The following is a 25,841-nucleotide window of genomic DNA, read 5'->3' as shown; positions in this document are numbered from 1 at the left end:
GAACCGTGACAAACCCTTGCTCCTGCAAAGGCGACGGTTCGCTGTGCAGTTTTCTTTAACCGAAAGCGGTGGCAAGGTCACGGCAAAATGACGCTTGATTCAACCGATTTATTCGGCGCTCTCTTCGACCGCCGCGTGGTGCCCGTCCTGGTGCCGATGCCGGCACCGAGGCCCTATTCCTATGCGGTGCCAGAGGGCATGGCGGTCGAGCCGGGCTCGATCGTGCAGGTGCCGCTCGGGCCGCGGCTTGTCGTCGGCGTCGTCTGGGACGGCCTCGACGACGGCACAGTCGATCCGAAGAAGCTGAAGGAGATCGAGAAGGTCTTCGACTGCCCGCCGCTCACCTGCGACATGCGCGCCTTTCTCGATTGGGTGGCGTCCTATACGATCACGCCACCTGGCCTCGTCGCCCGCATGGCGCTGCGCGCGCCGACCGCCTTCGATCCCGAGCCGATGGTCGAAGCCTTGCGTCTGACCGAGCGGCGCCCTGAACGGATGACCGCCGCGCGCGAGCGCGTCCTTGCAACGGCCAGCGATGGCTTCTCCTGGACCCGCTCCGGCCTTGCCCACGCAGCCGGTGTTTCCACGGGAGTGATCGACGGACTTGCCGCACAGGGCGTGTTCGAAACGGTGTTCATGCCGCCGCCGCCGGTGGTCGCCGTACCCGATCCGGATTTCGCGGCGCCGCGCCTCGAGGGGCCGCAGAAGGAGGCCGCCGCCGACCTGCTCACGACCGTCGAAGAAAGAAAGTTTTCGGTCTCGCTGATCGATGGAGTCACCGGTTCCGGCAAGACCGAGGTCTATTTCGAGGCGGTCGCCGCGACGCTTAGGGCCGGCAAGCAGGTGCTGATCCTGCTTCCGGAGATCGCGCTCACCGCCAGTTTCCTCGAGCGTTTCCAGGATCGCTTCGGCGCCAAGCCGGCGGAGTGGCACTCCGACCTCGCGCCGCGCATGCGCGAAAAAGTGTGGCGGCAGGTGACGACCGGCCAGGTGCGCGTCGTCGCCGGCGCCCGCTCGGCGCTGTTTCTGCCCTTCGAGGAGCTCGGCCTGATCATCGTCGACGAGGAGCACGACCCTGCCTACAAGCAGGAGGACCGGGTCTTCTACAATGCCCGCGACATGGCAGTGGTGCGCGGGCGGCTCAGCGGCTTTCCGGTCGTACTCGTTTCCGCAACGCCTTCAGTCGAGAGCCGGGTGAACGGCGAGGTCGGCCGCTACAGGCCGATCCACCTGCCGACCCGTTTCGGCGATGCGGCGCTGCCGCATCTCGGCATCGTCGACATGCGCCGCCATCCACCGGAGCGCGGCGGCTTTCTCTCGCCGGTGCTCTTGAACCAGGTCGGCAAGGCGATCGGCCGCGGCGAGCAGTCACTCCTGTTCCTCAACCGCCGCGGCTACGCGCCGCTGACGCTCTGCCGCGTCTGCGGTCATCGCTTCCAGTGCCCGGACTGCTCGAGCTGGTTGGTCGAGCACCGCTTTCGCGGCCAGATCCAGTGCCATCATTGCGGTTATTCGGAACGCACCCCCGAGGCCTGCCCGGAATGCGGCACGCTCGATCACCTGGTCGCCTGCGGCCCGGGGGTCGAACGCATCGCCGAGGAGGTCGAGCGACATTTTCCCGAAGCCCGCACCATCGTCCTCTCCTCCGACCTGATGGGCGTCAAGCGGCTAAGGCTGGAACTGGAAGCAATCGCCCGCGGCGAGGCGGATATCGTCATTGGCACGCAGCTCGTCGCCAAGGGGCACAATTTCCCGATGATGACGCTGGTCGGCATCGTCGATGCCGATCTCGGCCTTGCCAATGGCGATCCTCGTGCGGCCGAGCGGACCTTTCAATTGCTGTCGCAGGTGACCGGGCGCGCGGGACGAACGGGCCTGAAGAGCCTCGGTCTGTTGCAGACCTATCAGCCGCAGCATCCGGTAATGCAGGCGATCGTGTCTGGTGATTCGGACGCCTTCTACGACCGCGAGACCCACGAGCGGGAACGGGCGGCGCTGCCGCCCTTCGGCAGGCTTGCCTCGATCATCGTCTCTGCCGACACGCGCAGCGATGCCGAGGGGCATGCACGCGCCTTGCGCAACGCCGCTCCGCGCGTCGACGGCATTTCGGTCCTCGGGCCGGCGGAAGCGCCGCTCGCACTGATCCGCGGCCGCCACCGATTCCGGCTGCTTGTCCACGGACGGCGCAACAGCGACATGCAGTCCTTCGTGAAGGCGATGATTGCGGGGGGGCCGAAAGAGCGCGGATCGATCAGCGTGCAGCTCGATGTCGATCCGCAGAGTTTTCTGTGACGGCACTTCGTTCTTTGCCATTCAGCCGATTCACATCGGACAGAACATGCGCTAGACCTCTTTGCGCGACCTGTCCGACGTCATGCGGAGGAGGGCGCAGGGGGTAACGGGCGAGGACGGCAATGGAGTTCTACATCCCGACGGAAACCGGGGAGTTCCTGGCTTTTTGCGCGGCGGGGGCGGCGATGCTGATCGGTCTCGTCATGCTCTTCGCGCCGCGTCTCGCCTTTCGCGCCGCCGGTATCGGCATTGCCGAGGGACGGCGCGGTGGGCTGGCGGAGGCGCGCTCCACCATGGGCGGCATGCATGTGGGTCTCGGCCTCGGCGCCATCCTGCTTGCCCAGCCGATGGTCTATCTCGCCGTCGGGGCCGCCTTTGCGCTCGCGGCGTTCGGCCGCATATTGTCGATGATGAGCGACAACGGCGCGACGCTTTTCAACTGGTCAGCACTCGTCGTCCAGACGGCGCTTGCGATCCTGCCGCTTGCTTATGTTTTCGGGTTCATCTGACAGGCCCACGTCAAGCCTAAATCCGGGCAACGTGAATTTACGGCAAAATTCCGTCGAAGGGGGCGGTGTTATGCCGCATTCCTGCCGTTGGCGTGTTGCGAGTCCAAACATCCTATGCTAGACGAACCGCGAATTGCGGGGGAAGTGGGTCGAAAGGCCTCGATAGCCTGCGAGTTATTGCAGCAAATTCAAGATGTTACGTAATCGGTTCGCCGCTGCTGACGCTCTTGGATGATTTTGAGAGAAGCTTGTGCCCGTGGCCGACACATCCCAGCTTATTTCCGGTGTTGCAGAAAGATATGCGTCCTCGCTCTTCGAACTCGCCCTGGAGGCTGGTTCGGTCGAGGCGGTCGGTGCCGATCTCGATCGCGTCCAGGCGCTGATTGACGGCAGCGACGACCTGAAGCGCCTGGTCGTGAGCCCGGTCTTTTCTGCCGAGGATCAGTTCAAGGCCATTTCGGCACTCGTCGAGAAGTTTGGCTTCTCCGGGCTCGTCGGCAATTTCCTCAAGGTGGTGGCGCGCAATCGCCGCCTCTTCGCGCTGCCAGGCAGCATCAGGGCGTTCCGCCTGATTGCCGCACGCCACCGTGGCGAAATCACCGCCGACGTCACGTCGGCGCATGCGCTGACAGCGGCGCAGGAAACCGAATTGAAGGCGACGCTCAAGGGCGTTACCGGCAAAGACGTGGCGGTCAACGTCACCGTCGACCCGTCTATTCTTGGAGGTCTGATCGTCAAGGTCGGGTCCCGCCAGATTGACACCTCCCTTCGCACCAAACTCTCTACCCTTAAGCTTGCACTGAAAGAGGTCGGCTGATGGATATCCGCGCCGCGGAAATTTCCGCAATTCTTAAAGATCAGATCAAAAATTTCGGCCAGGAAGCAGAAGTCTCCGAGGTCGGCCAGGTGCTCTCCGTCGGTGACGGCATCGCCCGCGTCTATGGCCTCGACAATGTTCAGGCAGGCGAGATGGTCGAATTCCCCGGTGGAATTCGCGGCATGGCGCTGAACCTCGAAGCCGACAATGTCGGTGTCGTTATCTTCGGCTCCGACCGCGATATCAAGGAAGGCGACACGGTCAAGCGGACCGGTGCCATCGTGGACGTTCCGGTCGGTCCGGAACTGCTCGGCCGCGTCGTCGACGCGCTCGGCAACCCGATCGATGGCAAGGGCCCGATCAACGCCAAGCAGCGCGCCCGCGTCGACGTCAAGGCGCCCGGCATCATTCCGCGCAAGTCGGTGCATGAGCCGATGTCGACCGGCCTCAAGGCCATCGACGCACTCATTCCGGTCGGCCGCGGCCAGCGCGAGCTCGTCATCGGCGACCGCCAGACCGGCAAGACCGCGATCATTCTCGACACGATCCTCAACCAGAAGGCCATTCACGACAACGGTCCGGAAGGTGACAAGCTCTATTGCGTCTACGTCGCCATCGGCCAGAAGCGCTCGACGGTCGCGCAGTTCGTCAAGGTGCTCGAAGAGCGCGGTGCGCTGCAGTATTCGATCATCGTCGCCGCGACCGCTTCCGATCCGGCGCCGATGCAGTACCTGGCGCCGTTCGCCGGCTGCACGATGGGCGAATATTTCCGCGACAACGGCAAGCACGCCCTGATCGGTTATGACGACCTTTCGAAGCAGGCCGTCGCCTACCGCCAGATGTCGCTGCTGCTCCGCCGTCCGCCGGGCCGCGAAGCCTATCCGGGCGACGTCTTCTACCTGCATTCGCGCCTGCTGGAGCGCGCTGCAAAGCTCAACGACGACAATGGCGCCGGCTCGCTGACGGCTCTGCCGGTCATCGAAACCCAGGGCAACGACGTGTCCGCGTTCATTCCGACCAACGTGATCTCGATCACCGACGGTCAGATCTTCCTTGAAACCGACCTGTTCTACCAGGGTATCCGTCCGGCCGTTAACGTCGGTCTGTCGGTTTCGCGCGTCGGTTCCGCCGCACAGATCAAGGCGATGAAGCAGGTCGCAGGCTCGATCAAGGGCGAACTGGCGCAGTACCGCGAAATGGCGGCCTTCGCGCAGTTCGGCTCGGACCTCGACGCCGCGACGCAGCGCCTCCTGAACCGCGGTGCCCGCCTGACCGAACTCCTGAAGCAGCCGCAGTTCTCGCCGCTGAAGACGGAAGAGCAGGTTGCGGTGATCTTCGCCGGCGTCAACGGCTACCTCGACAAGCTGCCCGTCAACCAGGTCAGCAAGTTCGAGCAGGGCCTGCTTTCCTATCTGCGTTCGGAAGGCAAGGACCTGCTGGAAGCCATCCGCAAGGAAAAGGCGATCTCGGACGACGTCAAGGGCAAGCTCAAGGCCGCAATCGACAGCTTCGCCAAGTCTTTCGCCTGAGCGGATTTCAGTTAGGACGGACAACGGATGCCTTCACTTAAGGATCTGAAGAACCGGATCGCCTCCGTCAAGGCGACGCAGAAGATCACCAAGGCGATGAAGATGGTCGCCGCGGCCAAGCTTCGGCGTGCGCAGGAGGCGGCCGAGGCCGCCCGGCCCTATTCGCAGCGCATGGCTGCCGTTCTCGCCAATATCGCCCAGGCGGTCGGCGCGGACGACAGCGTGCCACAGCTGATGACGGGCACCGGCAAGGACAACACGCACCTGTTGGTCGTCTGCACGGCTGAACGCGGCCTCTGCGGCGGCTTCAACTCGCAGATCGCCCGGTTTGCCCGCGATCACGTGCGCAAGCTGCTCGCCCAGGGCAAGACGGTCAAGATCATCTGCGTCGGCAAGAAGGGGTTCGATATCCTGCGGCGGGAATTCGCGTCGCTGATCATCGACCGCGTCGACCTGCGCGAGGTCAAGAAGATCGGCTTTGAGAACGCCGACCGGATCGGTCACAAGGTCATCGAACTTTTCGAAAAGGGCGAGTTCGACGTCTGCACCTTGTTCTATTCCGAGTTCAAGTCCGTCATTTCGCAGATTCCGACCGCCCAGCAGCTGATCCCCGCCTCGACCGACACGGTTGCTGCCGAGGCAGACGGCGCATCAGCGATCTACGAATACGAACCGGACGCTGCGGCCATCCTCACCGATCTCATTCCGCGCAACATTTCCGTCCAGATCTTCAGGGCGTTGCTCGAGAACGTCGCCGGCGAAATGGGCGCCAAGATGAGTGCCATGGACAATGCGACGCGCAATGCCGGTGAAATGATCAACAAGCTGACGCTCAACTACAACCGTCAGCGGCAGGCGCAGATCACCAAGGAACTCATTGAAATCATCTCTGGCGCGGAAGCGCTCTAAGATTACGAGAAGAGGGTAAGAATTATGGCTAAGGCAGCTACCCCGAAAGAAACCGCGGCGGTGAAGAAGCCCGCTGCACCGCGTAAGGCAGCTACCGCCAAGACAGCCGCTGTTGTGGCTACGGGTGCTGTCGGCCGCGTCACGCAGGTCATCGGCGCCGTCGTCGACGTCGCCTTCGAAGAAGGCCAGCTCCCGCAGATCCTGAACGCGCTGGAGACCGACAACAAGGGCAACCGCCTAGTTCTCGAAGTCGCGCAGCATCTCGGCGAAAACTCTGTCCGCACGATCGCCATGGACTCGACCGAAGGTCTGGTTCGCGGCCAGTCGGTCACCGACACGGGCGGCCCGATCTCGGTTCCGGTCGGCAAGGAAACGCTCGGCCGCATCATGAACGTCATCGGCGAGCCGGTTGACGAAGCCGGCCCGCTGGAAACCTCGGCCCGCCGTGCGATCCACCAGGACGCTCCCTCCTATGTCGAACAGTCGACGGAAGCGCAGATCCTCGTCACCGGCATCAAGGTCGTCGACCTGCTCGCGCCTTACGCGAAGGGCGGCAAGATCGGCCTGTTCGGCGGCGCAGGCGTCGGCAAGACCGTTCTGATCATGGAACTGATCAACAACGTCGCCAAGGCGCATGGTGGTTATTCGGTCTTCGCCGGTGTGGGTGAACGTACCCGCGAAGGCAACGACCTTTACCACGAAATGATCGAATCGGGCGTGAACAAGCACGGCGGCGGCGAAGGCTCCAAGGCCGCACTCGTCTACGGCCAGATGAACGAACCGCCGGGCGCGCGTGCTCGCGTCGCTCTGACCGGTCTGACGGTTGCCGAACAGTTCCGCGACGAAGGTCAGGACGTTCTCTTCTTCGTCGACAACATCTTCCGCTTCACCCAGGCGGGTTCGGAAGTGTCGGCTCTGCTCGGCCGCATTCCGTCGGCCGTGGGCTACCAGCCGACGCTCGCCACCGACATGGGCCAGATGCAGGAACGCATCACCACCACCACCAAGGGCTCGATCACCTCGGTTCAGGCGATCTACGTTCCGGCCGACGACTTGACCGACCCGGCGCCGGCGACCTCGTTCGCCCACCTCGACGCGACGACCGTTCTGTCGCGCTCGATCGCCGAAAAGGGCATCTACCCGGCCGTGGATCCGCTCGACTCGACGTCGCGCATGCTCGACCCGATGATCGTCGGCGAAGAGCACTACGAAGTGTCGCGCAAGGTGCAGTCGACCCTGCAGCGCTACAAGGCGCTCCAGGACATCATCGCCATCCTCGGCATGGACGAGCTTTCCGAAGAGGACAAGCTCGCCGTTGCCCGCGCCCGCAAGATCGAGCGCTTCCTGTCGCAGCCGTTCTTCGTCGCCGAAGTCTTCACCGGTTCGCCGGGCAAGCTGGTTGCTCTCGAAGACACGATCAAGGGCTTCAAGGGCCTCGTCAACGGCGAGTACGACCACCTGCCGGAAGCTGCCTTCTACATGGTCGGCTCCATCGAGGAAGCGATCGAGAAGGCCAAGAAGCTGGCTGCCGAAGCGGCCTGATAGGCATCGTGAACCGTGGCGCGGACCGATCGCGCCACGGCTTTCATTCCGCCGCGGCGCAAGCGGCTGAGAACATGCACAGCCGCCGATCCGCGGCGCGCTTACCAGAAGTGAATGGTCATGGCCGACAGTTTCAATTTCGAGCTTGTTTCCCCGGAGCGCCTGCTGCTTTCCGCCCAGGTGACCGAAGTCGTCATTCCGGCAACCGAGGGTGAGATGACCGTTATGGCCAACCACGCCCCGACCATGACGACGATCAAGCCGGGTGTGGTCACGGTCAAAACCGCCGACGGCAAGACCGAGCGTTTCGCCGTCTTCGGCGGCTTCGCCGATATCCTGCCCACCGGCTGCACGCTGCTCGCCGAATCGGCGGTCCACGTCGACGAGCTCGATCGCACCGTGCTCGAAAACCGCATCGATGAGGCGCGTGCCGAGCTTGAAGGCGCGATCGACGAAAAGAAGACCCGCATCGAACAGTTCATCGCCGAATTGACGACGCTCGGGGAGATCGTCATCCCCGCCTGAAAGGGACATCCCGATAAGGGAAACGACGGATAGACAAAAAGCCCGCCTCGCGCGGGCTTTTTTGTGCTTCAGCGCGTCCGAGCTGATTGCAACGAGCCCCTTGACGACCTTTGTGCCTATCCCGCTTTGCCGGGTCTCATCGCTCCCGGCTTGGAGTAGTTGATTCCCATGCCGCAACGAAAAAATGCCCGGGATCGACCCGGGCATTTCCATCTCGCCGGCATGCAGCCCGCTTCAGCCGGCAGCGCGTTCCGTTTCGTGCTTCTGGGCGTAGTAGTGCCCGAACCGGTTGGCGAGGAAGGTGTCGAGGGAAATGTCTTCCTGGCGGACGAAGCCCGTGGTCGGGATCTTGCCTTCGGCGAGCAGGTCGAGGACGGCACAGATGCTGCCGGCCGTGGTGAGTTGGATGCCGCTATGCATGCGTCCCGCAACAACGCCGCTATAGACCTTGTTCGCATAGGTCTCTTGGATCAGGCGGCCTTGGCGGAAGCCGGAGACGGTGACGAAAATGACGACGACGTCCTGGGTCGTGGTCGGCAGCGCGTTCTCTAGGATGTCTTTCAGGACCTCGCGGCGATGGCGCAGGCCGAGGTCGTTCAGCAGTGCCTTGAAGATCGCTGCATGGCCCGGGTAGCGGATCGTCTTGTAGTTGAGGGTGCGGACCTTGCCCTTCAGCGTCTCGCAAAGCGTGCCGAGGCCGCCGGAGGTGTTGAAGGCTTCGTAGGTGACGCCGTCGAGCGAGAATTCCTCGCGCTCCTCCATGGCGGGAACCTCGATCAGCGCACTCTCGACGATCGCCTCGCACGGCTCGATATATTCGTTGATGACGCCGTCGGTGCTCCAGGTGAGATTGTAGTTCAGAGCATTCGACGGATATTGCGGCAGGGCGCCGACGCGCATGCGCACGCTTTCAAGCGTGTCGAAATGACTGGTGAGATCGTTGGCGACGATCGAGATGAAGCCCGGTGCGAGACCGCATTGCGGGATGAAGGCGGTCTTCGCGTCGGCCGCGATCGCCCTGACCTGGCGGGTCGATTCGACGTCTTCAGTCAAGTCGAGATAGTGGACCTCCGCTTCGGCGGCAGCCTCGGCGATCGCCACCGTCAGGTGGAACGGTGCGGCGCTGAGGACGGCGAACTTGCCGGTCAGCAGGCCGACGAGGGCTTGTCTGTCGGCGATGTCGATGACGGCAGTGGAAATCGCCTCGTGGCTCTCGACCTGCTGCAATTGCTCGGCGCTGTGGTCGGCGACGCAGACGCGGTAGTCGCCGGTATGGGCCAGCATTCTGGCAATCGTCGAGCCGATCTTGCCAGCGCCGATGACAACGATGTCTCTCATAATTTTTATCCCCGGGGTATGAGCCTCTTCGTTTGCTATTGTCCGCTAAGTGGATGTTGATTCGAAGCGGCAAAATAGCTACATCGTCGGTGCTTAATCGGCGTATTGCCGAAGTGGATCGACGATATGCAAGTTACCGACAAAGACCGCGAACTTCTTGCCGTCCTCAGTGAGAACGCCCGCATGCCGACCGCGACGATCGCGCGGCGGCTCGGCCTGTCGCGTACGACGGTGCAGGCTCGCATCGAGCGGCTGGAGCGCGAGGGGGTGATCGCCGGCTATGGCGTGCGGCTTGCCGAAAGCTATGAAAAGGGGCTGGTGAAGGCGCATGTGCTGATCACCATCGCGGCGCGGGCGCTGAGCCGTGTCACGCCGGAACTCGGCGCGATCCGCGAGATCCGCACACTGCATTCGGTTAGCGGCAGCTTCGACCTGATTGCCATCGTCGCGGCAGCCTCGATCAGCGAGCTGGATCTGCTGATCGATCGCATCGGTGAAATCGAGGGTGTCGAGAAGACGCTGTCATCGATCATTCTCTCGACGCGCATCGACCGCTGACCGGCTCCGCCATTCAGCGCGCGCTGCTACCGGATCCGGTGTTCCAGGCGCCTGGGCCGCGAATGACGGAAACGATCGAGCCATCGCCGGGCGCAAGCCATTTCTCGCGGTCGAAGTAGAGCTCGGCGGCGCTCTTCGGCCGTGCACGCGCCGCCTGATTGGCGAGGAAATTGTAGCGTGGCGTGTCGCCCGATTCCCGCCTGAACTGGATACGGCTGCCGAAACGCTTGAGATCGAATTCGCCGAGCGCCTGAATCTTCAAGGCGATGCTCTCGCTGTCGGCCCAGTGAACCTCACTCAGGAAAACCGAAGCGGCCGTCGCCGCGGCACTGGTAACCGCCTGGGTATCGTCGGGATGCTCTATGTTGAGCTTTACGCGGAAGGAGGTTATTTCATTCTCGTCGGTGCCTTTGACGAGGATGAAGATCGACGAGCTTTTCTCCACGCCCGGGCGGGCAAAAGGAACGAGCGAGGAACATTCCCATCGGCCGCTCTCGGCGGATTTCCATGCGAGTTCGCGGAAGCCCGCGTCCCGCAGGCCCTCGCACAGAGCGCGCGGGTCGCTGCGAATCTGGCGGATGAATTGCTGCTCGGGCGTATGCAGGTCCTCGAATGTTCGAACCGGCAGCAGCACTCTCGACGGCTCCGCTTTCTTGAGTCGTTGACGGATTGGCTTCGACGCCGGCACTTGCGGGGCTGCAGGGAGCACCTCCTGCAGCCCCATCGCCGTCAGCAGATGTTTCAGATTGCGTTGCTCGTTGGCAAGCAGCGCGGTCGCCAGGATCGCCGTGAAGATCAGCGCCACGGCTGATAGGAAGAAAGCGACGCCGGACCGGCCTTTCTGCTTCTTCTCCATGCCACCGTTGCTCCGCCAAAGAGCAGGTCGGCGGTTTCGTCCGCGACCGCTCAAACTTTTTAGACGGCGCACCATACGGGATCATGGCGCCGGCGTCCAAGAGACTTCATGCTCGAAAAGGCGCGGTTGGCGTTGGGCGAAGAACCCCTCCCCATCCCCGCAAGGGGGAGGGGATGGGGCGTCTGATTTTCTACTCCACGCGTGTCCGCTGCGCTTCCATGCGCGCCGTCCGCCAGGTGGAATAGGCGAAGGCCAAGAGGAAGATCGCCGTCATCAGGAGGACGATGGTCGGGGCCGGGGCGCTGTCGATGAAGAAGGAGAGATAGACGCCCGAGAAGGAGGCGGCGACAGCGACGACGACGGCGACGATCAGCATGGAGCGAAACGTCCGCGTTAGAAGGAAGGCGATCGCCCCGGGGGCGATCAGCATGGCGATGGCGAGGATCAGACCGACGGCCTTCAAGGCGCCGACGATCGTTAGCGACAGGATTGCCAACAGCCCGTAATGCAGCCACCCGACCGGCAGGCCGACCGCACGTGCCTGGCCCGGATCGAAGGCGTGCAACAGCAGGTCGCGCCATTTCAAGGAGAGGATGCCGGCGGCGAGAAGCGCGATCAGGCCCGTCTCCAGGATGTCGCCCCAGCCGATGCCGAGCATGTCGCCGAAGAGGATGTGGTCGAGATGCACGTCGCTCTGGATGCTGGTGTAGAGCACCAGGCCAAGGCCGAACATGCCGGAAAAGACGACGCCCATCACCGTGTCCTGCTTGATGCGGCTGTTTTCCTTGAGATAGCCGGTGAGTAGCGCGCAGCACATGCCGGCGGCGAAGGCGCCGACGGCAAGCGGCAGGCCGACGATGTAGGAGAGGACGACGCCCGGGAAAACCGCATGCGAGATCGCGTCGCCCATCAGCGACCAACCCTTCAGCACCAGGAAGCAGGAGAGCATCGCCGTCGGGATCGCGACCAGAACCGAGATCAGCAGGGCGTTGCGCATGAACTCGAATTCGAAGACGGCAAGGAGCATATCGAGCGATGGCATCATGCGGTCTCCAGCGCCTCGGATGCGCGGCGGCGCGCGGCGAGCAGCCCATGTTTCGGAGCAAGCACGAAGGCGAGCAGGAAGATCGCAGTCTGCAGCACGATGATGATGCCGCCGGTTGCACCATCGAGGAAATAGCTCGCATAGGCGCCGACGAAGCTCGTCAGGGCGCCAATCACGATGCTGATCAGGATGAGGCGGGGGAAGCGGTCGGTGAGCAGATAGGCGGTGGCGCCGGGCGTCACGACCATGGCGATTACGAGAAAGGCGCCGACCGTCTGAAGTGCCGCCACGGTGCAAGCCGAGAGCAGCGTGAAAAACAGCACCTTGATGAGCGTCGTGTTGATGCCGATCGAACGGGCGTGGCTTTCGTCGAAGAAGGTCACCATCAGGTCTTTCCATTTCGCCGACAGGATCAGGAGCGAAACGATGCCGATGATGGCGAGCTGCAGCGTGTCGGCCGGGGTGATGGCGAGGATGTTGCCGAGCACGATCGTCTGGATGTTCACCGAGGTCGGCGACAGCGACACCATGAAGAGGCCGAGGCCGAAGAAGGAGGTGAAGATCAGGCCGATGATCGTATCCTCCTTCAACCGCGTGCGCTGGTTCAGGAACAGCATGGCGGCGGCGGCAAGTGCACCGGAGAAGAAGGCGCCGAGCGAGAAGGGGAGCCCCAGCATATAGGCGCCGGCAACGCCGGGGACGATCGAATGGGAGAGCGCGTCGCCGATCAGCGACCAGCCCTTCAACATCAGATAGGCCGAGAGGAAGGCGCAGACGGCGCCGACAAGCGCGCTGACCCACATGGCATTCAGCATATAGCCATAGGTGAAGGGTTCGGCGAGCAGGGCGATCATTCGCTGTCCGCCTCAGCCTCGGGCTTCGCCGGTTGGGTCACCATCCGACCCTTCGCGCCATACATGACCAGGGGGCGTTCGTCGTCGGTGATGACGGAAAGCTGGCGCGGATCGGCGTCATCGTGGAGGCTCTCCCCGCCGAGCACGAAATGACGCAGCACGCCGCCGAAGGCGAGTTCGAGATTGTCGCGGGTAAAGGTCGTCTCGGTCGGGCCGTAAGCGAGAACGGTGTTCTTCAGCAGCACGGTCCGGTCGCAGAATTCCGGCACGCTGCCGAGATTGTGGGTGGAGACGAGCATCACGCGTCCCTCGTCGCGAAGTGCGAGAAGCAGGCGGATGATCGCGTCTTCGGTCCTCACATCGACGCCGGTGAAGGGTTCGTCAAGCAGGATGACTTGGCCCTCCTGGGCCAGCGCCCGGGCAAGGAAGACGCGCTTCTTCTGGCCGCCGGAAAGCTCGCCGATCTGACGCTTGCGGAACTCGCTCATGCCGACCCGCGCCAGCGCTGCCTCCACCGCCTCGTGATCGGCCCGCTTCGGTATGCGTAGCATGTTCATGTGGCCGTAGCGGCCCATCATCACCACGTCCTCGACGAGGACAGGAAAATTCCAGTCGACCTCCTCGGCCTGCGGCACATAGGCGACGAGGTTCTTCTTCAGCGCCTGCGGCACGGTGAGGCCGAGGACTGAGATATCGCCCCTGGCCAGCCGGACGAAGCCCATGATCGCCTTGAACAGCGTGGACTTGCCGCTGCCGTTGACTCCGACCAGCGCGGCAATCGTGCCGGTCGGGATTTCGAACGAGGCCTCATGCAGCGCGCGGTGGCCGTTGCGATAGGTCACGGTGGCGTTGCTGACGCGAATGCCGCTGCCCTCGTCCAGAGGGCCGGGCCGCGGCGTAGGCCGGGCCTTTACCTGAAGGTTCATTGCGAAAGACCTTTCGCGATCGTTTCGGACGTGACACGCAGGAGATCGATATAGGTAGGCACCGGTCCGTCGACCTCGCTCAAGGAATCGACATAGAGCACACCGCCGTATTTGGCACCCGTCTCGCGCGCCACCTGCTTGGCTGGATCGGGCGAGATGGTGCTTTCGGAGAAGACGACCGGAATGTGGTTGGCCCTGACCGCGTCGATCACCTTGCGCACCTGCTGCGGCGTGCCCTGCTGGTCGGCGTTGATCGGCCAGAGATAGAGCTCCTTCAGGCCGAAATCGCGCGTGAGATAGCTGAAGGCGCCCTCGCTGGAGACCAGCCAGCGCTTTTCCGCCGGGATCTTCTCGAGCTCGGCCCTGATCGGCGCGATGGTCGCCTCGATCTTCTTCTTGTAGGCCTCGGCATTCGCCTTGTAGGCCTCGGCATTGTCCGGGTCGAACTTCACGAAGGCATCGCGGATATTGTCGACATAGATCATTGCCGCCGACGGCGACATCCAGGCATGCGGGTTCGGCTTGCCCGTATAAGGGCCTTCGGCGATGCCCATCGGCTCGACTCCTTCGGAGACCACCACGCCCGGAATGTCGTCGAAGTTTTGGAAGAATTTTTCGAACCAGAGCTCCAAGTTGAGGCCGTTCCAGAGGACAAGCTGGGCATCGTGCGCCTTGAGAATGTCGCGCGGGGTCGGCTGGTAGTTGTGGATCTCGGCGCCGGGCTTGGTGATGGATTCGACGATCGCCGCGTCGCCCGCAACATTCCGCGCCATGTCGGCAATGACCGTAAAGGTGGTAACCGCCTTGAACTTTTCCGCCGCCGACGCCGTGCCGGTCAGGAGGGAAAAGGCAGCCATTGCCGTTGCTGCCGTAAGAATCATGCGCCGCATCCGATCGATCATCCATCGCTCCTCAATCTTGAACCTGTCCAATGGGTAGGCGAATGGCCTGCATAAGTCAATGCAAATGAGAACCATTTGCAACTAGCTATTTTCAAAGCGACTGCCCTTGGCTAGTGTCGCCGCATGAGACAAGCCAAAAGTCGGATCGCGGAACTGGAAGGAATTCTTCGTGATGGGGGGGTGCGCGTCACCCGCCAACGGGCCGCGATTCTGAAGATTCTGGCGGAGGCCGAAGACCATCCGGATGCGAGCGAATTGCATCGGCGCGCCAAGGAAATCGACGCGACCGTGTCGCTGTCGACCGTCTACCGGACCTTATCGGCGCTGGAGCAGCAGGGGGTCGTGCAGCGGCATGCTTTCGAGAATGCCACCGCCCGGTTCGAGACGGCCGACGCCCCGCACCACGACCATCTGATCGACATCGAAACCGGCGCGGTGATCGAGTTCCGCTCCGACAAGATCGAGCAGTTGCAGGCGGAAATCGCCGCCGAGCTCGGCTACGACCTGGTGCGCCACCGGCTGGAGCTCTATTGCCGGAAGCGCAAGGACTGAGCGCTCAGCCTTTCGGGACGACCGCCGGCACCGCGCGTCCGGCGGGCATGGTCATGGCGGCGACGCCGAGGATGACGCAGCCGAGCCCCAGCCACGCGGTCGCTGACAGCGTCTCGCCGAGAAACAGCACTCCGATCGCAACGCCGATGGGAACGCGAACGTAAGCCTGAGCCGTCGCACCGACGGAGCCGAGCGTTTGGATCAGCCGGAAATAGATGGCGAAGGCGAGTGCCGTGGAGAAGACCGAGAGGCCGAGGAGCGCCGCCAGAGACTGGGCCGAAGGCGCGAGCGTCCACGGCTGGTCGATGATCAGGCTCGCCGGGACGAGCAGAGCGGCGCCCGAGATCAGCGATCCGGCGGCGGGGATGATTGGATCCAGGCCCTTGAACCCCTTGCCGAAGATCGCGGCGCCCGCATAGCAGACCGTCGCAATGACCACCGCGATCTGTGCCGCGAGTTGATCACCGATCCCGCGAAAGGCCTCCAAACCGATGACCAAGCTCGTGCCTGTCAGCCCGGCAACGACGCCGACGAACTTGCGCGTGGTAACCGCCTCGTGGCGGGTGATTAGCGCCGTCAGCAGGAAGGCGAAGATGGGCGTGGTGGAATTGAGGATCGCTGCGACGCCGGCGTCGATCGTGCGCTCGGCCCATGCGATTAGCGTGAACGGAAGGACGCTGTTGAGGCAGGCCTGGAACAGAAGGCGCCGCCAAGTGGCCGCGTCACGCGGCAGCGAGAGACCGCGCCAGCCGATGACGGCGAGAAGGATCGCCCCGGCGATCAAGGTCCGGGCGGCGATCAGCGTTATCGGCGGAATGGTTTCGACGCCGATCTTGATGAACGTGTAAGAAGCGCCCCAGAGCGTCGCGAGCGCGAGAAGAAGCAATAGTTCGAAAGCGATGTTTGTCTTGGCGGCAGCGATCATCGATCAAATCCTTAAAGCGAGTCCATGCCGCTCTTCTAACCTCGCCGGAGAGATGGATGCTTCGGTACCGATCGAAGTGTGGTGAGATCTCCCTGGGCGGGAGATCTCTACTGCATGTTTTTGCCCTTAAATCGGGTACGGTTTGACCAAACATGCAGTAACGAAAACCGGGGCTGTTTCCAGCCCCGGTGCCGCATCTCCGGTATCGCGGCACCGCCCGAAACTCCGGGCGGCGCCTTTGTCAATGGCTTAGTTCGTCTGCCAGCTCTTGACCAGTTCGTCGTAATTGACGGTGACCGGTTTGTCCTTTTCGTTCTCGACCTTCAGCTGCGGAGCGAGGTTGCCGGCCTTGACGGCTTCCGCGTTCCAGTATTCGAGATCGTGCTCCTCGGCGAGCTTCGGACCGATGTCGCCCTGGATACCGGCGCGTTCGAGGCGCTGCAGCACCTTTTCCTGTTCGGCGCAAAGCGAATCCATGGCTTCCTGCGCCGTCTTGGCACCGGAAGAAGCGTCACCGATTGCCTGCCACCACAGCTGTGCCAGCTTCGGATAGTCAGGCACGTTGGTGCCGGTCGGCGACCATTGCAGGCGGGCCGGCGAACGGTAGAACTCGATCAGGCCGCCGAGTTTCGGTGCGCGCTCGGTGAAGCTCTGGTGGTCGAGGGTCGACTGGCGGATGAAGGTGAGACCGACATGGCTCTTCTTCACGTCGATGGTTTTGGAGGTGACGAACTGCGCATAGAGCCAGGCGGCCTTGGCGCGATCGTCCGGGGTGGATTTCATCAGCGTCCAGGATCCTGCGTCCTGGTACCCAAGCTTCATTCCGTCCTTCCAATAGACGCCGTGCGGGCTCGGAGCGAAACGCCACTTCGGCGTGCCGTCCTCGTTGACGACCGGCAGACCTTCCTTCACGAAGGCGGCCGTGAAGGCCGTGTAGGTGAACATCTGCTGGGCGACCTCGCCCTGCGAGGGAACCGGGCCGGACTCAGAGAAGGTCATGCCCTGGGCAGCGGCCGGGGCATAGGCCTTCATCCAGTCGAGATATTTCTGGATCGCATAGACCGAAGCCGGGCCATTGGTGTCGCCGCCGCGAGCAACGCATGAGCCGACGGGTCGCGAGTTTTCGTCGACCTTGATACCCCATTCATCGACCGGCTTGCCGTTCGGGATGCCCTTGTCGCCATTGCCGGCCATCGACAGCCAGGCGTCGGTGAAGCGCCAGCCGAGCGACGGGTCCTTCTTGCCGTAGTCCATGTGACCATAGACCTTCTTGCCGTCGATCTCGCGGCCGGTGAAGAACTCGGCGATGTCCTCATAGGCCGACCAGTTGACCGGAACGCCGAGATCGTAGCCGTACTTGGCCTTGAAGTCCGCCTTGTTTTTCTCGTCGTTGAACCAGTCGTAGCGGAACCAATAGAGGTTGGCGAACTGCTGGTCGGGAAGCTGGTAGAGCTTGCCGTCCGGGGCCGTGGTGAAGGACTTGCCGATGAAGTCGTCGATGTCGAGCTTCGGGTTGGTAACGTCCTTGCCCTCGTTTGCCATCCAGTCGGTCAGGCTGCGCGCCTGCTGGTAGCGCCAATGGGTGCCGATCAGGTCGCTGTCGTTGATATAGGCGTCATAGATGTTTTCGCCCGATTGCATCTGCGTCTGCAGCTTCTCGACGACGTCGCCTTCGCCGATCAGATCGTGGGTGATCTTGATGCCGGTGATGGCGGTGAAGGCCGGGGCCAGCACCTTCGATTCGTATTCATGCGTGGCGATGGTCTCGGAAACGACCTTGATGTCCATCCCGGCGAAGGGCTTCGCCGCATCGACGAACCATTGCATTTCGGCTTCCTGCCCAGCTCGGTCGAGCGTGGACAGATCGCCGACTTCCTTGTCCAGGAATTGTTTTGCCTCATCCATGCCGGCGAAGGCGGTGCCGGTAAGTGCCAGCAGCATGGCCGCCGTCGTTGTGAAAAGGTGCCGTCGCATCAAGTCCTCCCTTGGGTTTTGCGATTGCGTTTCCTTGCAGTTTCGAAGGGCGCCCGGGTAAGCGCGCCCTTCATTTTCGTCCTCAGACGTAGCGGAAGACACCGACGGCGTAGATCGCCGAGAGGGCGACCGCCCACCAGAGATTTGCGCCGACGAGCCCCAGCCAGCCGAGGTGAATGAATGCGCTTCCGAGCAGCGATACGAAAAGCCGGTCGCCGCGCGTCGTCTCGAAGCGCAGGATGCCGAGGCGTGGGTTGCCGCCGGGTCGGGCATATTCCCACACAGCCATCAGCGACAGCAGTGCGAAGATCGTCAGAAAGAACATGGCGGTCGGAAATGACCAGGCCATCCAGCCGCCCGGGATCAGCGAGGCAAACCAGTCGCGCTTGCCGTCCTTGATCGGCAGAGCTGAAAAGAGCAGGCCGGCAGCTACGACATAGACGACGAGCACGGCGCCCAGTGCGACTGGCCAGCGGTTCTTGCGCGTGGCGATGATTGCCATCAGACCCTCCCCAGGGCAAAGCCCTTGGCGATGTAGTTGCGGACGAAATAGATGACGAGCGCGCCCGGGATGATCGTCAGCACGCCGGCGGCGGCAAGCACGCCCCAATCGAGGCCGGAGGCCGAAATCGTGCGCGTCATCGTCGCGGCAATCGGCTTGGCGGCAGTCGTCGTCAGCGTACGGGCGATCAGCAGTTCGACCCAGGAGAACATGAAGCAGAAGAAGGCGGCGACACCGATGCCGGAGGCGATCAGCGGCACGAAGATCTTCACGAAGAAGCGGGGGAAGGAATAGCCGTCGATATAGGCCGTCTCGTCGATTTCCTTCGGCACACCGGACATGAAGCCTTCGAGAATCCAGACGGCGAGCGGCACATTGAACAGGCAGTGGGCGATCGCTACGGCGATATGCGTGTCGATGAGGCCGAAGGCGGAATAGAGCTGGAAGAACGGCAGCGCAAAAACCGCCGGCGGCGCCATCCGGTTGGTCAAGAGCCAGAAGAACAGGTGCTTGTCGCCGAGGAAGCGATAACGCGAGAAGGCGTAGGCCGCCGGCAGCGCCACGGTCACCGAGATCAGCGTGTTCAAGACGACGTAGGTGATCGAGTTGATGTAGCCGTTGTACCACGAGGGATCGGTGAAGATCACCGTGTAGTTGCGGAGTGTGGGGTTCTGCGGCCAGAGCGAGAACGTACTGAGGATCTCGCTCGTTTCCTTAAAGCTCATGTTGACGAGCCAGTAGATCGGCAGGAGCAGGAAGACGATGTAGATCGTCGGCACCAGCCAGGAGAGGCGTTGCGAAAGCGGTTGCTTGTTGGTCATCATGTGTTCCTCCTCCTTTTTCAGCCCTGCGCGTCGCTCGTGGTCATCACCGTGTAGAAGATCCACGAGAGCAGCAGGATGATGAGGAAGTAGATGATCGAGAGGGCTGCGGCGGGGCCGAGGTTGAACTCGCCGATGGCCATCTTGACGAGGTCGACGGACAGGAAGGTCGTCGAGTTGCCCGGGCCGCCGCCGGTGACGACGAAAGGCTCCGTATAGATCATGAAACTGTCCATGAAGCGCAGCAGGAAGGCGATCAGCAGGACCCGTTTCATCTTCGGAAGCTGGATGTAGCGGAACACGGACCAGCGCGAAGCGCCGTCGATCTTGGCGGCCTGGTAGTAAGCGTCCGGGATCGATACGAGACCGGCATAGCAGAGCAGCACGACGAGGCTGGTCCAGTGCCAGACATCCATGATGATCAGCGTCACCCAGGCATCGAGCGGGTTCTGCACGTAGTTGTAGTTGATGCCGAGCGCTGCGAGCGTGCGTCCGAGCAGGCCGATGTCGACGCGGCCGAAGACCTGCCAGATGGTGCCGACGACGTTCCACGGAATGAGCAGCGGCAGCGCCATCAGGACGAGGCAGATCGGCACGCCGATGCCTTTCTTCGGCATGTTGAGGGCGATCACGATGCCGAGCGGGATCTCTATCGCCAGGATGATCGACGAAAAGATCAGGTTGCGGGTGAGCGCGTCCCAGAAGCGGTCGGATTCGAGCACATCAAGGAACCAGTCGGTGCCGGCCCAGAAGAACTCGTTGTTACCGAAGGTATCCTGCACCGAATAGTTGACGACGGTCATCAGGGGGACCACCGCCGAGAAGGCGACAAGCACCAGGACCGGCAGGACCATGAACCAGGCCTTGTTGTTCCAGGTCTTTTCCATGGTCAGGCCTCCTCGCCGACGCGCCAGGAATCGGCGTAGATGTTGATTGCCTTCGGGTCGAAGCTGACACGCGGCTCGGCCGGGATCTCGCCGTCCTCGTCGACGATGATCGAGATCGGCCGATCGGCGAAGCGGGCGCGCACGATCTTGTGGCGGCCGATGTCCTCGACCTTGGTGATCGCCACCGGCATGCCGTCGCGCCCGAGCGAGATGAATTCGGGACGAATGCCGAGTTCGGTCTTGGCACCGGGCGCGACCCTTGGCTGGAAATTGAGGGCGATGCTTTCGCCGCCCACTGCCGCTCTATTGCCGGCGATCTCGGCCGGCAGGACGTTCATGCCCGGCGAACCGATGAAGTAACCGACGAAGGTGTGGCGCGGACGCTCGAAGAGCTCGGCCGGCGTGCCGATCTGGACGATCTGGCCGTCATACATGACGACGACCTTGTCGGCGAAGGTGAGCGCCTCCGTTTGGTCGTGCGTGACATAGACCATGGTGAAGCCGAACTGCTTGTGCAGCCGTTTGATCTGCGAGCGCAGCACCCATTTCATCTCGGGATCGATGACGGTGAGCGGCTCGTCGAACAGGATGGCGCTCACATCGGAGCGCACCAGGCCGCGGCCGAGCGAAATCTTCTGCTTCTGGTCGGCCGTCAGCCCCCGTGCGGTCTTCTTCGCCCAGCCGCCAAGGCCGGTCATCTCGATGATCTCCTTGACGCGGCGGTCGACCTCGGCCTCCGGCACATGGCGGTTGCGCAGCGGGAAGGCGAGGTTGTCGTAGACGGTCATCGTGTCGTAGATGACCGGGAACTGGAACACCTGGGCGATGTTGCGGTGCTGCGTCGTCAGATGCGTGACATCGGTGCCGTCGAAGAGGATGCGACCCTCAGACGGGTTGATCAGCCCCGAAATGATGTTGAGCAGCGTGGTCTTGCCGCAGCCCGAAGGGCCGAGCAGGGCATAGGCGCCGCCGTCGTTCCATTCGTGATGGACTTCCTTCAGCGCGTAATCGGCTTCCGACTTCGGCTTGGCGCCATAGGCGTGGCGGACATGTTCGAGATTGATGCGTGCCATGGTCTCCTCCCAGCGCCTCCTTATGCGGTCCCGCCGATCGCCCGGCCATCCGGCCCGAAGGCCATCAGGTGGCGGGTGTCGACGAAGACGTCGAGGGTCGCGTCCGGTTCGATGTCGTGAATGCCGGGCGCCAGCATGACCCAGCGCGCATCGGCGAAGCCGACGTGAATGAAGCTTTCCGACCCGGCGATCTCGGAAATCGCCGTCTTGACGATGAGCGGATCGCCGCTTCCCTCGGGCCGGTCGAAAGAGAGGTGGTGCGGCTGGAAGGCGACCGTGCAGGGGCCGTCCGAAACCGCCGCAAGATGCGCGGGGACGGAAAGGACCGGCTTACCTTCGAGCGTGAAATCCGATCCCGCCTTCACCAGCTCGATCGTGTTGAGCGGCGGATCGGCGAAGGTGCGGGCGGTGATGATGTCGGCCGGACGGCGGTAGACGTCGATGGTGCGTCCGAACTGGGTGATGCGGCCTTCGCTCAACGAGGCGGTGTTGCCGCCGAGCAGCAGCGCCTCCGAAGGTTCGGTCGTCGCATAGACGAAGATGGCGCCGGAGGCGGCGAAGATCTTCGGCAGTTCCTCGCGCAGTTCCTCTCGCAGCTTGTAGTCGAGGTTGGCGAGCGGCTCGTCGAGCAGCACCAGATCGGCATTTTTGACGATGGCGCGGGCGAGCGCGGTGCGCTGCTGCTGGCCGCCGGAGAGATTGAGGGGCGTGCGGTCGAGATAGGCGGTGAGCTTCAAGAGTTCGGCGGCCTTGCGGACCTCCCGGTCGATTACTGCGTTGTCGGAACCCTTGATGCGCATCGGCGAGGCGATGTTGTCGTAGACCGTCATCGCCGGATAGTTGATGAACTGCTGATAGACCATCGCAACGGAACGCCGCTGCACGGGTACGCCGGTGACGTCGGCACCGTCGAAATGGATCGAACCGGAGGCTGGCTTGTCGAGACCGGCCATCAGCCGCATCAGCGACGTCTTGCCGGAGAGCGTCGGGCCGAGCAGCACGTTCAGCGATCCCCTCTCCAGCACAAGGTCGGTCGGGTGGATATGCGTCTCCCCGCCCACGACCTTGGTTATGTTCTTCATTTCAAGCATTGAATTCTCCGGTGTTCCACCCAGCCATCGGCAGTTTCAATCGCGGGATCAGGCGGCGGCATTGACGGCGCCGTGCATGTAGTCCTCCAACTCCGCGATCTCGGCCGGCGTCAGCTTCAATCCCAGTTTCGTGCGGCGCCAGAGCACGTCCTCGGCACGCCGCGCCCATTCCTGTCCGATCAGCCAGTCGACCTCGACCTCGTAAAGATCCGCGCCGAAGTGTTTGCCGAGATCCGTCTGGCTCGCGGCACGGCCGAGCAGCTTTGCAGCATGCGTACCGTAGAGCCGGACCAGCCGGCGGGCATGCGAAGCAGCGAGAAAAGGGCAGCGCGCCTTCAGCCTTTCGACTTCCGCGTCGTAGCCGGTTGCCGGAAAGTCGCCGCCAGGCAGGTGCGACGTGGCCGTCCATTTGTTGCCCTTTGCGCCGATCGCCTCGCCGATCTTATCGAGCGCCGATTCGGCCAGCCGCCGATAGGTCGTGAGCTTGCCGCCGAAGACGTTGAGCAGCGGCGCCTGGTCATTCTGGCCTTCGAGGCGCAGCACATAGTCGCGGGTCGCCTCCTGCGCCTTGCTTGCGCCGTCGTCAAAGAGCGGGCGCACCGCCGAATAGGTCCAGACAATATCCTGCCGGGTTACCGGTTCGCTGAAATATTCGCTGGCCGAGGTGCAGAGATAGTCGATCTCGGCATCGCTGATGCGCACCTCGGCGGGATTGCCGGTAAAATCCCGGTCGGTGGTGCCGATCAGGGTGAAATCGCCTTGGTAAGGAATGGCGAACATGATCCGCCCGTCCGGATTCTGGAAGAAATAGGCGCGCGGGTCGTCGAATTGCTTCTTCACGACGATATGGCTGCCCTGGACGAGGCGGACATTATGGACGTCCTTCTTGCCGATCGCGTCGCCGAGCACCCGGTCCACCCAGGGACCGGTGGCGTTGACGAGCATGCGGGCGCGGACTGTTTCGCGCCCTCCCGTCTGGGCGTCCTCGGTTTCGATCGCCCAGCGACCGTTTTCGCGCCGGGCCGAAACGACGCGGGTGCGCGCCAAGATGCGGGCGCCGCGGTCGGCGGCATCGCGGGCATTGAGCACTACGAGACGGGCGTCGTCGACCCAGCCGTCGGAATATTCGAAGGCCTTGGTGAAGAGGCGCTTCAGCGGCGCGCCGGCGGGATCGCGGGTCATATCCAGCGTGCCCGTGGCCGGCAACAGCTTGCGCCCGCCGATATGATCATAAAGGAATAGGCCGAGTCGGATCAGCCAGGCAGGGCGCGGGCCGCCCTTGTGATAGGGCAGGACGAAGCGCATCGGCCAGATGACGTGCGGCGCCATGGCCCAAAGCACCTCGCGCTCCATCAGCGCTTCGCGCACCAACCGGAATTCGTAGTGCTCGAGATAGCGAAGGCCGCCATGGATGAGCTTGGTGGAGCCGGACGAGGTGCCGGAGGCGAAATCGTCCATCTCGGCGAGCGCAACGGAATATCCCCGGCCGACCGCATCACGCGCAATGCCGCATCCGTTGATGCCGCCGCCTATGACAAAGACGTCGAAGATTGCCTGCTCTGACACCGCGATTTCCCCTCCCACTTTTCGCAACGCACAAATTGACGCAATCGCGAAAGTGAAGGCAGTTAAAACGAAAATATTTCGAATGTCAAACGAATGCTTCTCGAATCTTGTCAGTCCCTGGATGGGTGCGGTCAGTCCTCGGTCTCGACCAGCTTGACGCCTTGCTCGGAACAGATTTTCCGAACGTTTTCAACGATGCACCGGTCGGTGATGAAGGTCTGGACCTGGGAAATGTGGCCGATCCTGACCGGCGCGGTACGTTCGAACTTTGTCGAATCGGAAACCAGGATCACGTGGCGCGCATTGGCGATGATCGCTTGCGCGACTTTCACTTCGCGGAAATCGAAATCGAGAAGCGCGCCGTCAGGGTCGATCGCGGAGGCGCCGATGACGGCGAAATCGACCTTGAACTGGTTGATGAAGTCGACCGCCGCCTCGCCGACGATGCCGCCGTCCGAGCCGCGTACGACGCCACCGGCGATCACCACCTCGATCGAGGGAAAGACGCGCAAGCGATTGGCAACATTGATATTATTCGTAATAACCATCAATTCCTTGTGGTCGAGCAACGCCTCGCCGACCGCTTCGGTAGTGGTTCCTATGTTGATGAAGAGCGAGGCGTTGTCGGGGATGAGGGCGGCGGCGGCGCGGCCGATCGCCTGCTTTTCCGCCGCGGCGATCTGGCGGCGGGCGTCGTATTTGACATTCTCCTTGCCGCTCGGAAAGATCGCGCCGCCGTGAATGCGGTTGAGCACCCTGGCATCGCAGAGGTCGTTCAGATCCTTGCGGATCGTCTGCGGCGTCACCGAAAAACGCTGGGCGAGTTCCTCGACGAGCACGCGGCCCTCCGCCTTTGCCAGGTCCAGAATCTCCGCTTGCCGTCCAGTGAGGTACATGCTTCGCTCCCTCTGCTTTCGTTTTCTTTCATAATATGCAAAAACGAAAGCCACGCAATTTCAGAATCAGCGATTAATTGCGGTTTTATCTTCGGTGCCGCTAGTGCCGATGCCAGTGTTGCAATCCATCCTTGGATGCGCCAGCGTGGTTTTTCGCGAGAAGGAAGGAAAGCCCATGTATCATCCGGCCTTGTTCAAGGGCATGAATGTGGTGGTGACCGGCGGCGGTCGGGGCATCGGCCTCGAGGTCGCCCGGCAGTTCCTCGATTGCGGTGCGCGGGTGCTGGTCCATGTCGGCCGGTCGATTTCCGGCCCGCGCCCAGATTTTCTCGACCTGGCGGCGGCTGAGGGCAGGGCATTCCTCTCGGCGGCGGATTTTCTTGCCGCCGGAGGCGTCGAGACGCTCGCCGACGAGGTGAAAAGCCGTTTCGAAAGCCTCGACGTGCTCGTCAACAATGCCGGCACGATGGTCGGTCGCTTTCCGGCGGCAGACCTGACCGACGACGAGTACCGAACGATCGTCCAGCTCAATCAGACCTCGGTCGTCGAGATGACCCGGTCGATGCTGCCGCTGTTGCTGAAGGGCACGCATCCGGCGATCGTCAACACCGTGTCGATCTCGGCGCGCTCCGGCGGCAGCGCCGGCTCGTCGATCTATTCCGCCACCAAGGCCTTCGTCGCCACCTATTCCAAGGCGCTGGCGCGCGAACTGGCGCCGGACGGGATTCGCGTCAATTGCGTTTCGCCCGGCACCATCACCACCGATTTCCACGAGCGCTATTCAACGCCCGAGAAGCTCGAGGCGACCCGCAAATCGATCCCGCTCGGGCGACTCGGGACCGCCGAGGACTGTGCGCCCGCCTATCTCTTCCTCGCCTCGCATGCGCTTTCCGGCTATATCACCGGCCAGGTGCTGGAGGTGAACGGGGGCCAGCTGATCGCCTAAGCGGGA

At 62.8% G+C, this 25,841-nt stretch carries 25 protein-coding genes; 10 read left to right on the top strand and 15 right to left on the bottom strand.

Translation table 11 applies throughout. The annotated features are described in order from the left end of the window. Positions 1-87 precede the first annotated feature (87 nt). From USDA257_RS27140 to USDA257_RS27110, 7 genes are all read left to right on the top strand, one after another. The gene (locus USDA257_RS27140) at positions 88-2,292 is read left to right on the top strand and encodes a primosomal protein N' (RefSeq protein WP_014766191.1); all 2,205 of its coding nucleotides are present in this window, start codon (positions 88-90) and stop codon (positions 2,290-2,292) included. Positions 2,293-2,414: 122 nt separating this feature from the next. Continuing rightward, complete coding sequence (locus tag USDA257_RS27135) at positions 2,415-2,801, top strand: AGROH133_08824 family phage infection protein (protein ID WP_014766190.1); 387 nt, start codon at positions 2,415-2,417, stop codon at positions 2,799-2,801. A 250-nt stretch (positions 2,802-3,051) separates the two neighbouring features. Further along, entirely contained in the window at positions 3,052-3,618 is a 567-nt protein-coding gene (locus USDA257_RS27130) for a F0F1 ATP synthase subunit delta (RefSeq protein WP_014766189.1), read from the top strand. After that, complete coding sequence (gene atpA / locus USDA257_RS27125) at positions 3,618-5,147, top strand: F0F1 ATP synthase subunit alpha (protein WP_014766188.1); 1,530 nt, start codon at positions 3,618-3,620, stop codon at positions 5,145-5,147. The genes USDA257_RS27130 and atpA overlap by 1 nt, the downstream gene beginning before the upstream one ends. 27 nt (positions 5,148-5,174) lie before the next feature. After that, positions 5,175-6,056 carry a F0F1 ATP synthase subunit gamma gene (locus USDA257_RS27120; protein ID WP_014766187.1) on the top strand — a complete coding sequence of 294 codons (882 nt, stop codon included), beginning with the start codon at positions 5,175-5,177 and terminating at the stop codon, positions 6,054-6,056. 24 nt (positions 6,057-6,080) lie between these two features. Continuing rightward, on the top strand, positions 6,081-7,598 hold the full coding sequence (gene atpD, locus USDA257_RS27115) for a F0F1 ATP synthase subunit beta (RefSeq protein WP_014766186.1): 1,518 nt from the start codon (positions 6,081-6,083) through the stop codon (positions 7,596-7,598). A 120-nt stretch (positions 7,599-7,718) separates the two neighbouring features. Next, positions 7,719-8,123 (top strand): F0F1 ATP synthase subunit epsilon, encoded by a 405-nt coding sequence (locus USDA257_RS27110; RefSeq protein WP_014766185.1) that lies wholly within the window; start codon positions 7,719-7,721, stop codon positions 8,121-8,123. 234 nt (positions 8,124-8,357) lie between these two features. On the opposite strand, the gene USDA257_RS27105 is transcribed toward USDA257_RS27110, so the two are convergent. Beyond that, entirely contained in the window at positions 8,358-9,461 is a 1,104-nt protein-coding gene (locus tag USDA257_RS27105; RefSeq protein WP_014766184.1) for a saccharopine dehydrogenase family protein, read from the bottom strand. A 126-nt stretch (positions 9,462-9,587) separates the two neighbouring features. On the opposite strand from USDA257_RS27105, the gene USDA257_RS27100 reads away from it, so the two are divergent. Then, on the top strand, positions 9,588-10,019 hold the full coding sequence (locus USDA257_RS27100) for an Lrp/AsnC family transcriptional regulator (RefSeq protein ID WP_014766183.1): 432 nt from the start codon (positions 9,588-9,590) through the stop codon (positions 10,017-10,019). Positions 10,020-10,032: 13 nt separating this feature from the next. Here the strand turns inward: USDA257_RS27100 and USDA257_RS27095 are convergent, their stop codons facing one another. From USDA257_RS27095 to USDA257_RS27075, 5 genes are all read right to left on the bottom strand, one after another. Next, positions 10,033-10,875, bottom strand: coding sequence for a DUF6030 family protein (locus USDA257_RS27095; RefSeq protein WP_014766182.1), 843 nt, complete (start codon positions 10,873-10,875; stop codon positions 10,033-10,035). 190 nt (positions 10,876-11,065) lie between these two features. Beyond that, entirely contained in the window at positions 11,066-11,920 is an 855-nt protein-coding gene (locus tag USDA257_RS27090) for a metal ABC transporter permease (RefSeq protein WP_014766181.1), read from the bottom strand. Further along, positions 11,917-12,774 carry a metal ABC transporter permease gene (locus USDA257_RS27085; protein ID WP_014766180.1) on the bottom strand — a complete coding sequence of 286 codons (858 nt, stop codon included), beginning with the start codon at positions 12,772-12,774 and terminating at the stop codon, positions 11,917-11,919. Before USDA257_RS27085 ends, USDA257_RS27090 begins: the two co-directional genes overlap by 4 nt. After that, complete coding sequence (locus tag USDA257_RS27080; protein ID WP_014766179.1) at positions 12,771-13,700, bottom strand: manganese/iron ABC transporter ATP-binding protein; 930 nt, start codon at positions 13,698-13,700, stop codon at positions 12,771-12,773. Before USDA257_RS27080 ends, USDA257_RS27085 begins: the two co-directional genes overlap by 4 nt. Continuing rightward, entirely contained in the window at positions 13,697-14,602 is a 906-nt protein-coding gene (locus tag USDA257_RS27075) for a metal ABC transporter substrate-binding protein (RefSeq protein WP_014766178.1), read from the bottom strand. Before USDA257_RS27075 ends, USDA257_RS27080 begins: the two co-directional genes overlap by 4 nt. A gap of 123 nt (positions 14,603-14,725) precedes the next feature. Between USDA257_RS27075 and USDA257_RS27070 the strand changes: the two genes are divergently transcribed. Beyond that, a complete protein-coding gene (locus USDA257_RS27070) occupies positions 14,726-15,154 on the top strand; it encodes a Fur family transcriptional regulator (protein ID WP_014766177.1) in 429 nt (142 codons plus the stop codon). A gap of 4 nt (positions 15,155-15,158) precedes the next feature. Here the strand turns inward: USDA257_RS27070 and USDA257_RS27065 are convergent, their stop codons facing one another. The 9 genes from USDA257_RS27065 to USDA257_RS27025 all read right to left on the bottom strand — a co-directional run bounded on the left by USDA257_RS27065 (position 15,159) and on the right by USDA257_RS27025 (position 24,889). Further along, positions 15,159-16,079: a DMT family transporter gene (locus USDA257_RS27065; RefSeq protein ID WP_014766176.1), complete on the bottom strand. Its 921-nt coding sequence runs from the start codon at positions 16,077-16,079 to the stop codon at positions 15,159-15,161. Between the two features lie 249 nt (positions 16,080-16,328). After that, a complete protein-coding gene (locus USDA257_RS27060) occupies positions 16,329-18,053 on the bottom strand; it encodes an ABC transporter substrate-binding protein (protein ID WP_014766175.1) in 1,725 nt (574 codons plus the stop codon). Positions 18,054-18,135: 82 nt separating this feature from the next. Then, a complete protein-coding gene (locus USDA257_RS35680) occupies positions 18,136-18,555 on the bottom strand; it encodes a DUF2160 domain-containing protein (protein WP_014766174.1) in 420 nt (139 codons plus the stop codon). Beyond that, the gene (locus USDA257_RS27050) at positions 18,555-19,379 is read right to left on the bottom strand and encodes a carbohydrate ABC transporter permease (protein ID WP_014766173.1); all 825 of its coding nucleotides are present in this window, start codon (positions 19,377-19,379) and stop codon (positions 18,555-18,557) included. The genes USDA257_RS35680 and USDA257_RS27050 overlap by 1 nt, the downstream gene beginning before the upstream one ends. Before the next feature lie 17 nt (positions 19,380-19,396). After that, entirely contained in the window at positions 19,397-20,263 is an 867-nt protein-coding gene (locus tag USDA257_RS27045; protein WP_014766172.1) for a carbohydrate ABC transporter permease, read from the bottom strand. Between the two features lie 2 nt (positions 20,264-20,265). Then, on the bottom strand, positions 20,266-21,336 hold the full coding sequence (locus USDA257_RS27040) for an ABC transporter ATP-binding protein (protein WP_014766171.1): 1,071 nt from the start codon (positions 21,334-21,336) through the stop codon (positions 20,266-20,268). Positions 21,337-21,356: 20 nt separating this feature from the next. After that, the gene (locus USDA257_RS27035; protein ID WP_014766170.1) at positions 21,357-22,427 is read right to left on the bottom strand and encodes an ABC transporter ATP-binding protein; all 1,071 of its coding nucleotides are present in this window, start codon (positions 22,425-22,427) and stop codon (positions 21,357-21,359) included. 48 nt (positions 22,428-22,475) lie between these two features. Further along, on the bottom strand, positions 22,476-23,993 hold the full coding sequence (gene glpD / locus USDA257_RS27030) for a glycerol-3-phosphate dehydrogenase (RefSeq protein WP_014766169.1): 1,518 nt from the start codon (positions 23,991-23,993) through the stop codon (positions 22,476-22,478). Between the two features lie 131 nt (positions 23,994-24,124). Then, positions 24,125-24,889: a DeoR/GlpR family DNA-binding transcription regulator gene (locus USDA257_RS27025; protein WP_014766168.1), complete on the bottom strand. Its 765-nt coding sequence runs from the start codon at positions 24,887-24,889 to the stop codon at positions 24,125-24,127. A gap of 175 nt (positions 24,890-25,064) precedes the next feature. Here USDA257_RS27025 and USDA257_RS27020 point away from each other — a divergent pair, with 175 nt between their 5' ends. Further along, on the top strand, positions 25,065-25,835 hold the full coding sequence (locus USDA257_RS27020) for an SDR family NAD(P)-dependent oxidoreductase (protein WP_014766167.1): 771 nt from the start codon (positions 25,065-25,067) through the stop codon (positions 25,833-25,835). The last annotated feature ends 6 nt before the right edge of the window (positions 25,836-25,841 follow it).

Source organism: Sinorhizobium fredii USDA 257 (genome assembly GCF_000265205.3).
Lineage (GTDB): Bacteria > Pseudomonadota > Alphaproteobacteria > Rhizobiales > Rhizobiaceae > Sinorhizobium > Sinorhizobium fredii_B.
Note: the sequence above shows the minus strand (reverse complement) of the source record. Positions and strands in the feature narration are given on the sequence as shown.

Coding starts and splice junctions, on each gene's coding strand:
- USDA257_RS27095 (WP_014766182.1), bottom strand. CDS start 10,875: ATGGAGAAGAAGCAGAAAGGCCGGTCCGGCGTCGCTTTCTTCCTATCA.
- USDA257_RS27135 (WP_014766190.1), top strand. CDS start 2,415: ATGGAGTTCTACATCCCGACGGAAACCGGGGAGTTCCTGGCTTTTTGC.
- USDA257_RS27105 (WP_014766184.1), bottom strand. CDS start 9,461: ATGAGAGACATCGTTGTCATCGGCGCTGGCAAGATCGGCTCGACGATT.
- USDA257_RS27085 (WP_014766180.1), bottom strand. CDS start 12,774: ATGATCGCCCTGCTCGCCGAACCCTTCACCTATGGCTATATGCTGAAT.
- USDA257_RS27090 (WP_014766181.1), bottom strand. CDS start 11,920: ATGATGCCATCGCTCGATATGCTCCTTGCCGTCTTCGAATTCGAGTTC.
- USDA257_RS27050 (WP_014766173.1), bottom strand. CDS start 19,379: ATGATGACCAACAAGCAACCGCTTTCGCAACGCCTCTCCTGGCTGGTG.
- USDA257_RS27110 (WP_014766185.1), top strand. CDS start 7,719: ATGGCCGACAGTTTCAATTTCGAGCTTGTTTCCCCGGAGCGCCTGCTG.
- USDA257_RS27080 (WP_014766179.1), bottom strand. CDS start 13,700: ATGAACCTTCAGGTAAAGGCCCGGCCTACGCCGCGGCCCGGCCCTCTG.
- atpD (WP_014766186.1), top strand. CDS start 6,081: ATGGCTAAGGCAGCTACCCCGAAAGAAACCGCGGCGGTGAAGAAGCCC.
- USDA257_RS27140 (WP_014766191.1), top strand. CDS start 88: ATGACGCTTGATTCAACCGATTTATTCGGCGCTCTCTTCGACCGCCGC.
- USDA257_RS27120 (WP_014766187.1), top strand. CDS start 5,175: ATGCCTTCACTTAAGGATCTGAAGAACCGGATCGCCTCCGTCAAGGCG.
- USDA257_RS27025 (WP_014766168.1), bottom strand. CDS start 24,889: ATGTACCTCACTGGACGGCAAGCGGAGATTCTGGACCTGGCAAAGGCG.
- USDA257_RS27100 (WP_014766183.1), top strand. CDS start 9,588: ATGCAAGTTACCGACAAAGACCGCGAACTTCTTGCCGTCCTCAGTGAG.
- USDA257_RS27035 (WP_014766170.1), bottom strand. CDS start 22,427: ATGCTTGAAATGAAGAACATAACCAAGGTCGTGGGCGGGGAGACGCAT.
- USDA257_RS35680 (WP_014766174.1), bottom strand. CDS start 18,555: ATGGCAATCATCGCCACGCGCAAGAACCGCTGGCCAGTCGCACTGGGC.
- USDA257_RS27040 (WP_014766171.1), bottom strand. CDS start 21,336: ATGGCACGCATCAATCTCGAACATGTCCGCCACGCCTATGGCGCCAAG.
- USDA257_RS27045 (WP_014766172.1), bottom strand. CDS start 20,263: ATGGAAAAGACCTGGAACAACAAGGCCTGGTTCATGGTCCTGCCGGTC.
- USDA257_RS27020 (WP_014766167.1), top strand. CDS start 25,065: ATGTATCATCCGGCCTTGTTCAAGGGCATGAATGTGGTGGTGACCGGC.
- USDA257_RS27070 (WP_014766177.1), top strand. CDS start 14,726: ATGAGACAAGCCAAAAGTCGGATCGCGGAACTGGAAGGAATTCTTCGT.
- USDA257_RS27060 (WP_014766175.1), bottom strand. CDS start 18,053: ATGCGACGGCACCTTTTCACAACGACGGCGGCCATGCTGCTGGCACTT.
- USDA257_RS27065 (WP_014766176.1), bottom strand. CDS start 16,079: ATGATCGCTGCCGCCAAGACAAACATCGCTTTCGAACTATTGCTTCTT.
- atpA (WP_014766188.1), top strand. CDS start 3,618: ATGGATATCCGCGCCGCGGAAATTTCCGCAATTCTTAAAGATCAGATC.
- USDA257_RS27075 (WP_014766178.1), bottom strand. CDS start 14,602: ATGATCGATCGGATGCGGCGCATGATTCTTACGGCAGCAACGGCAATG.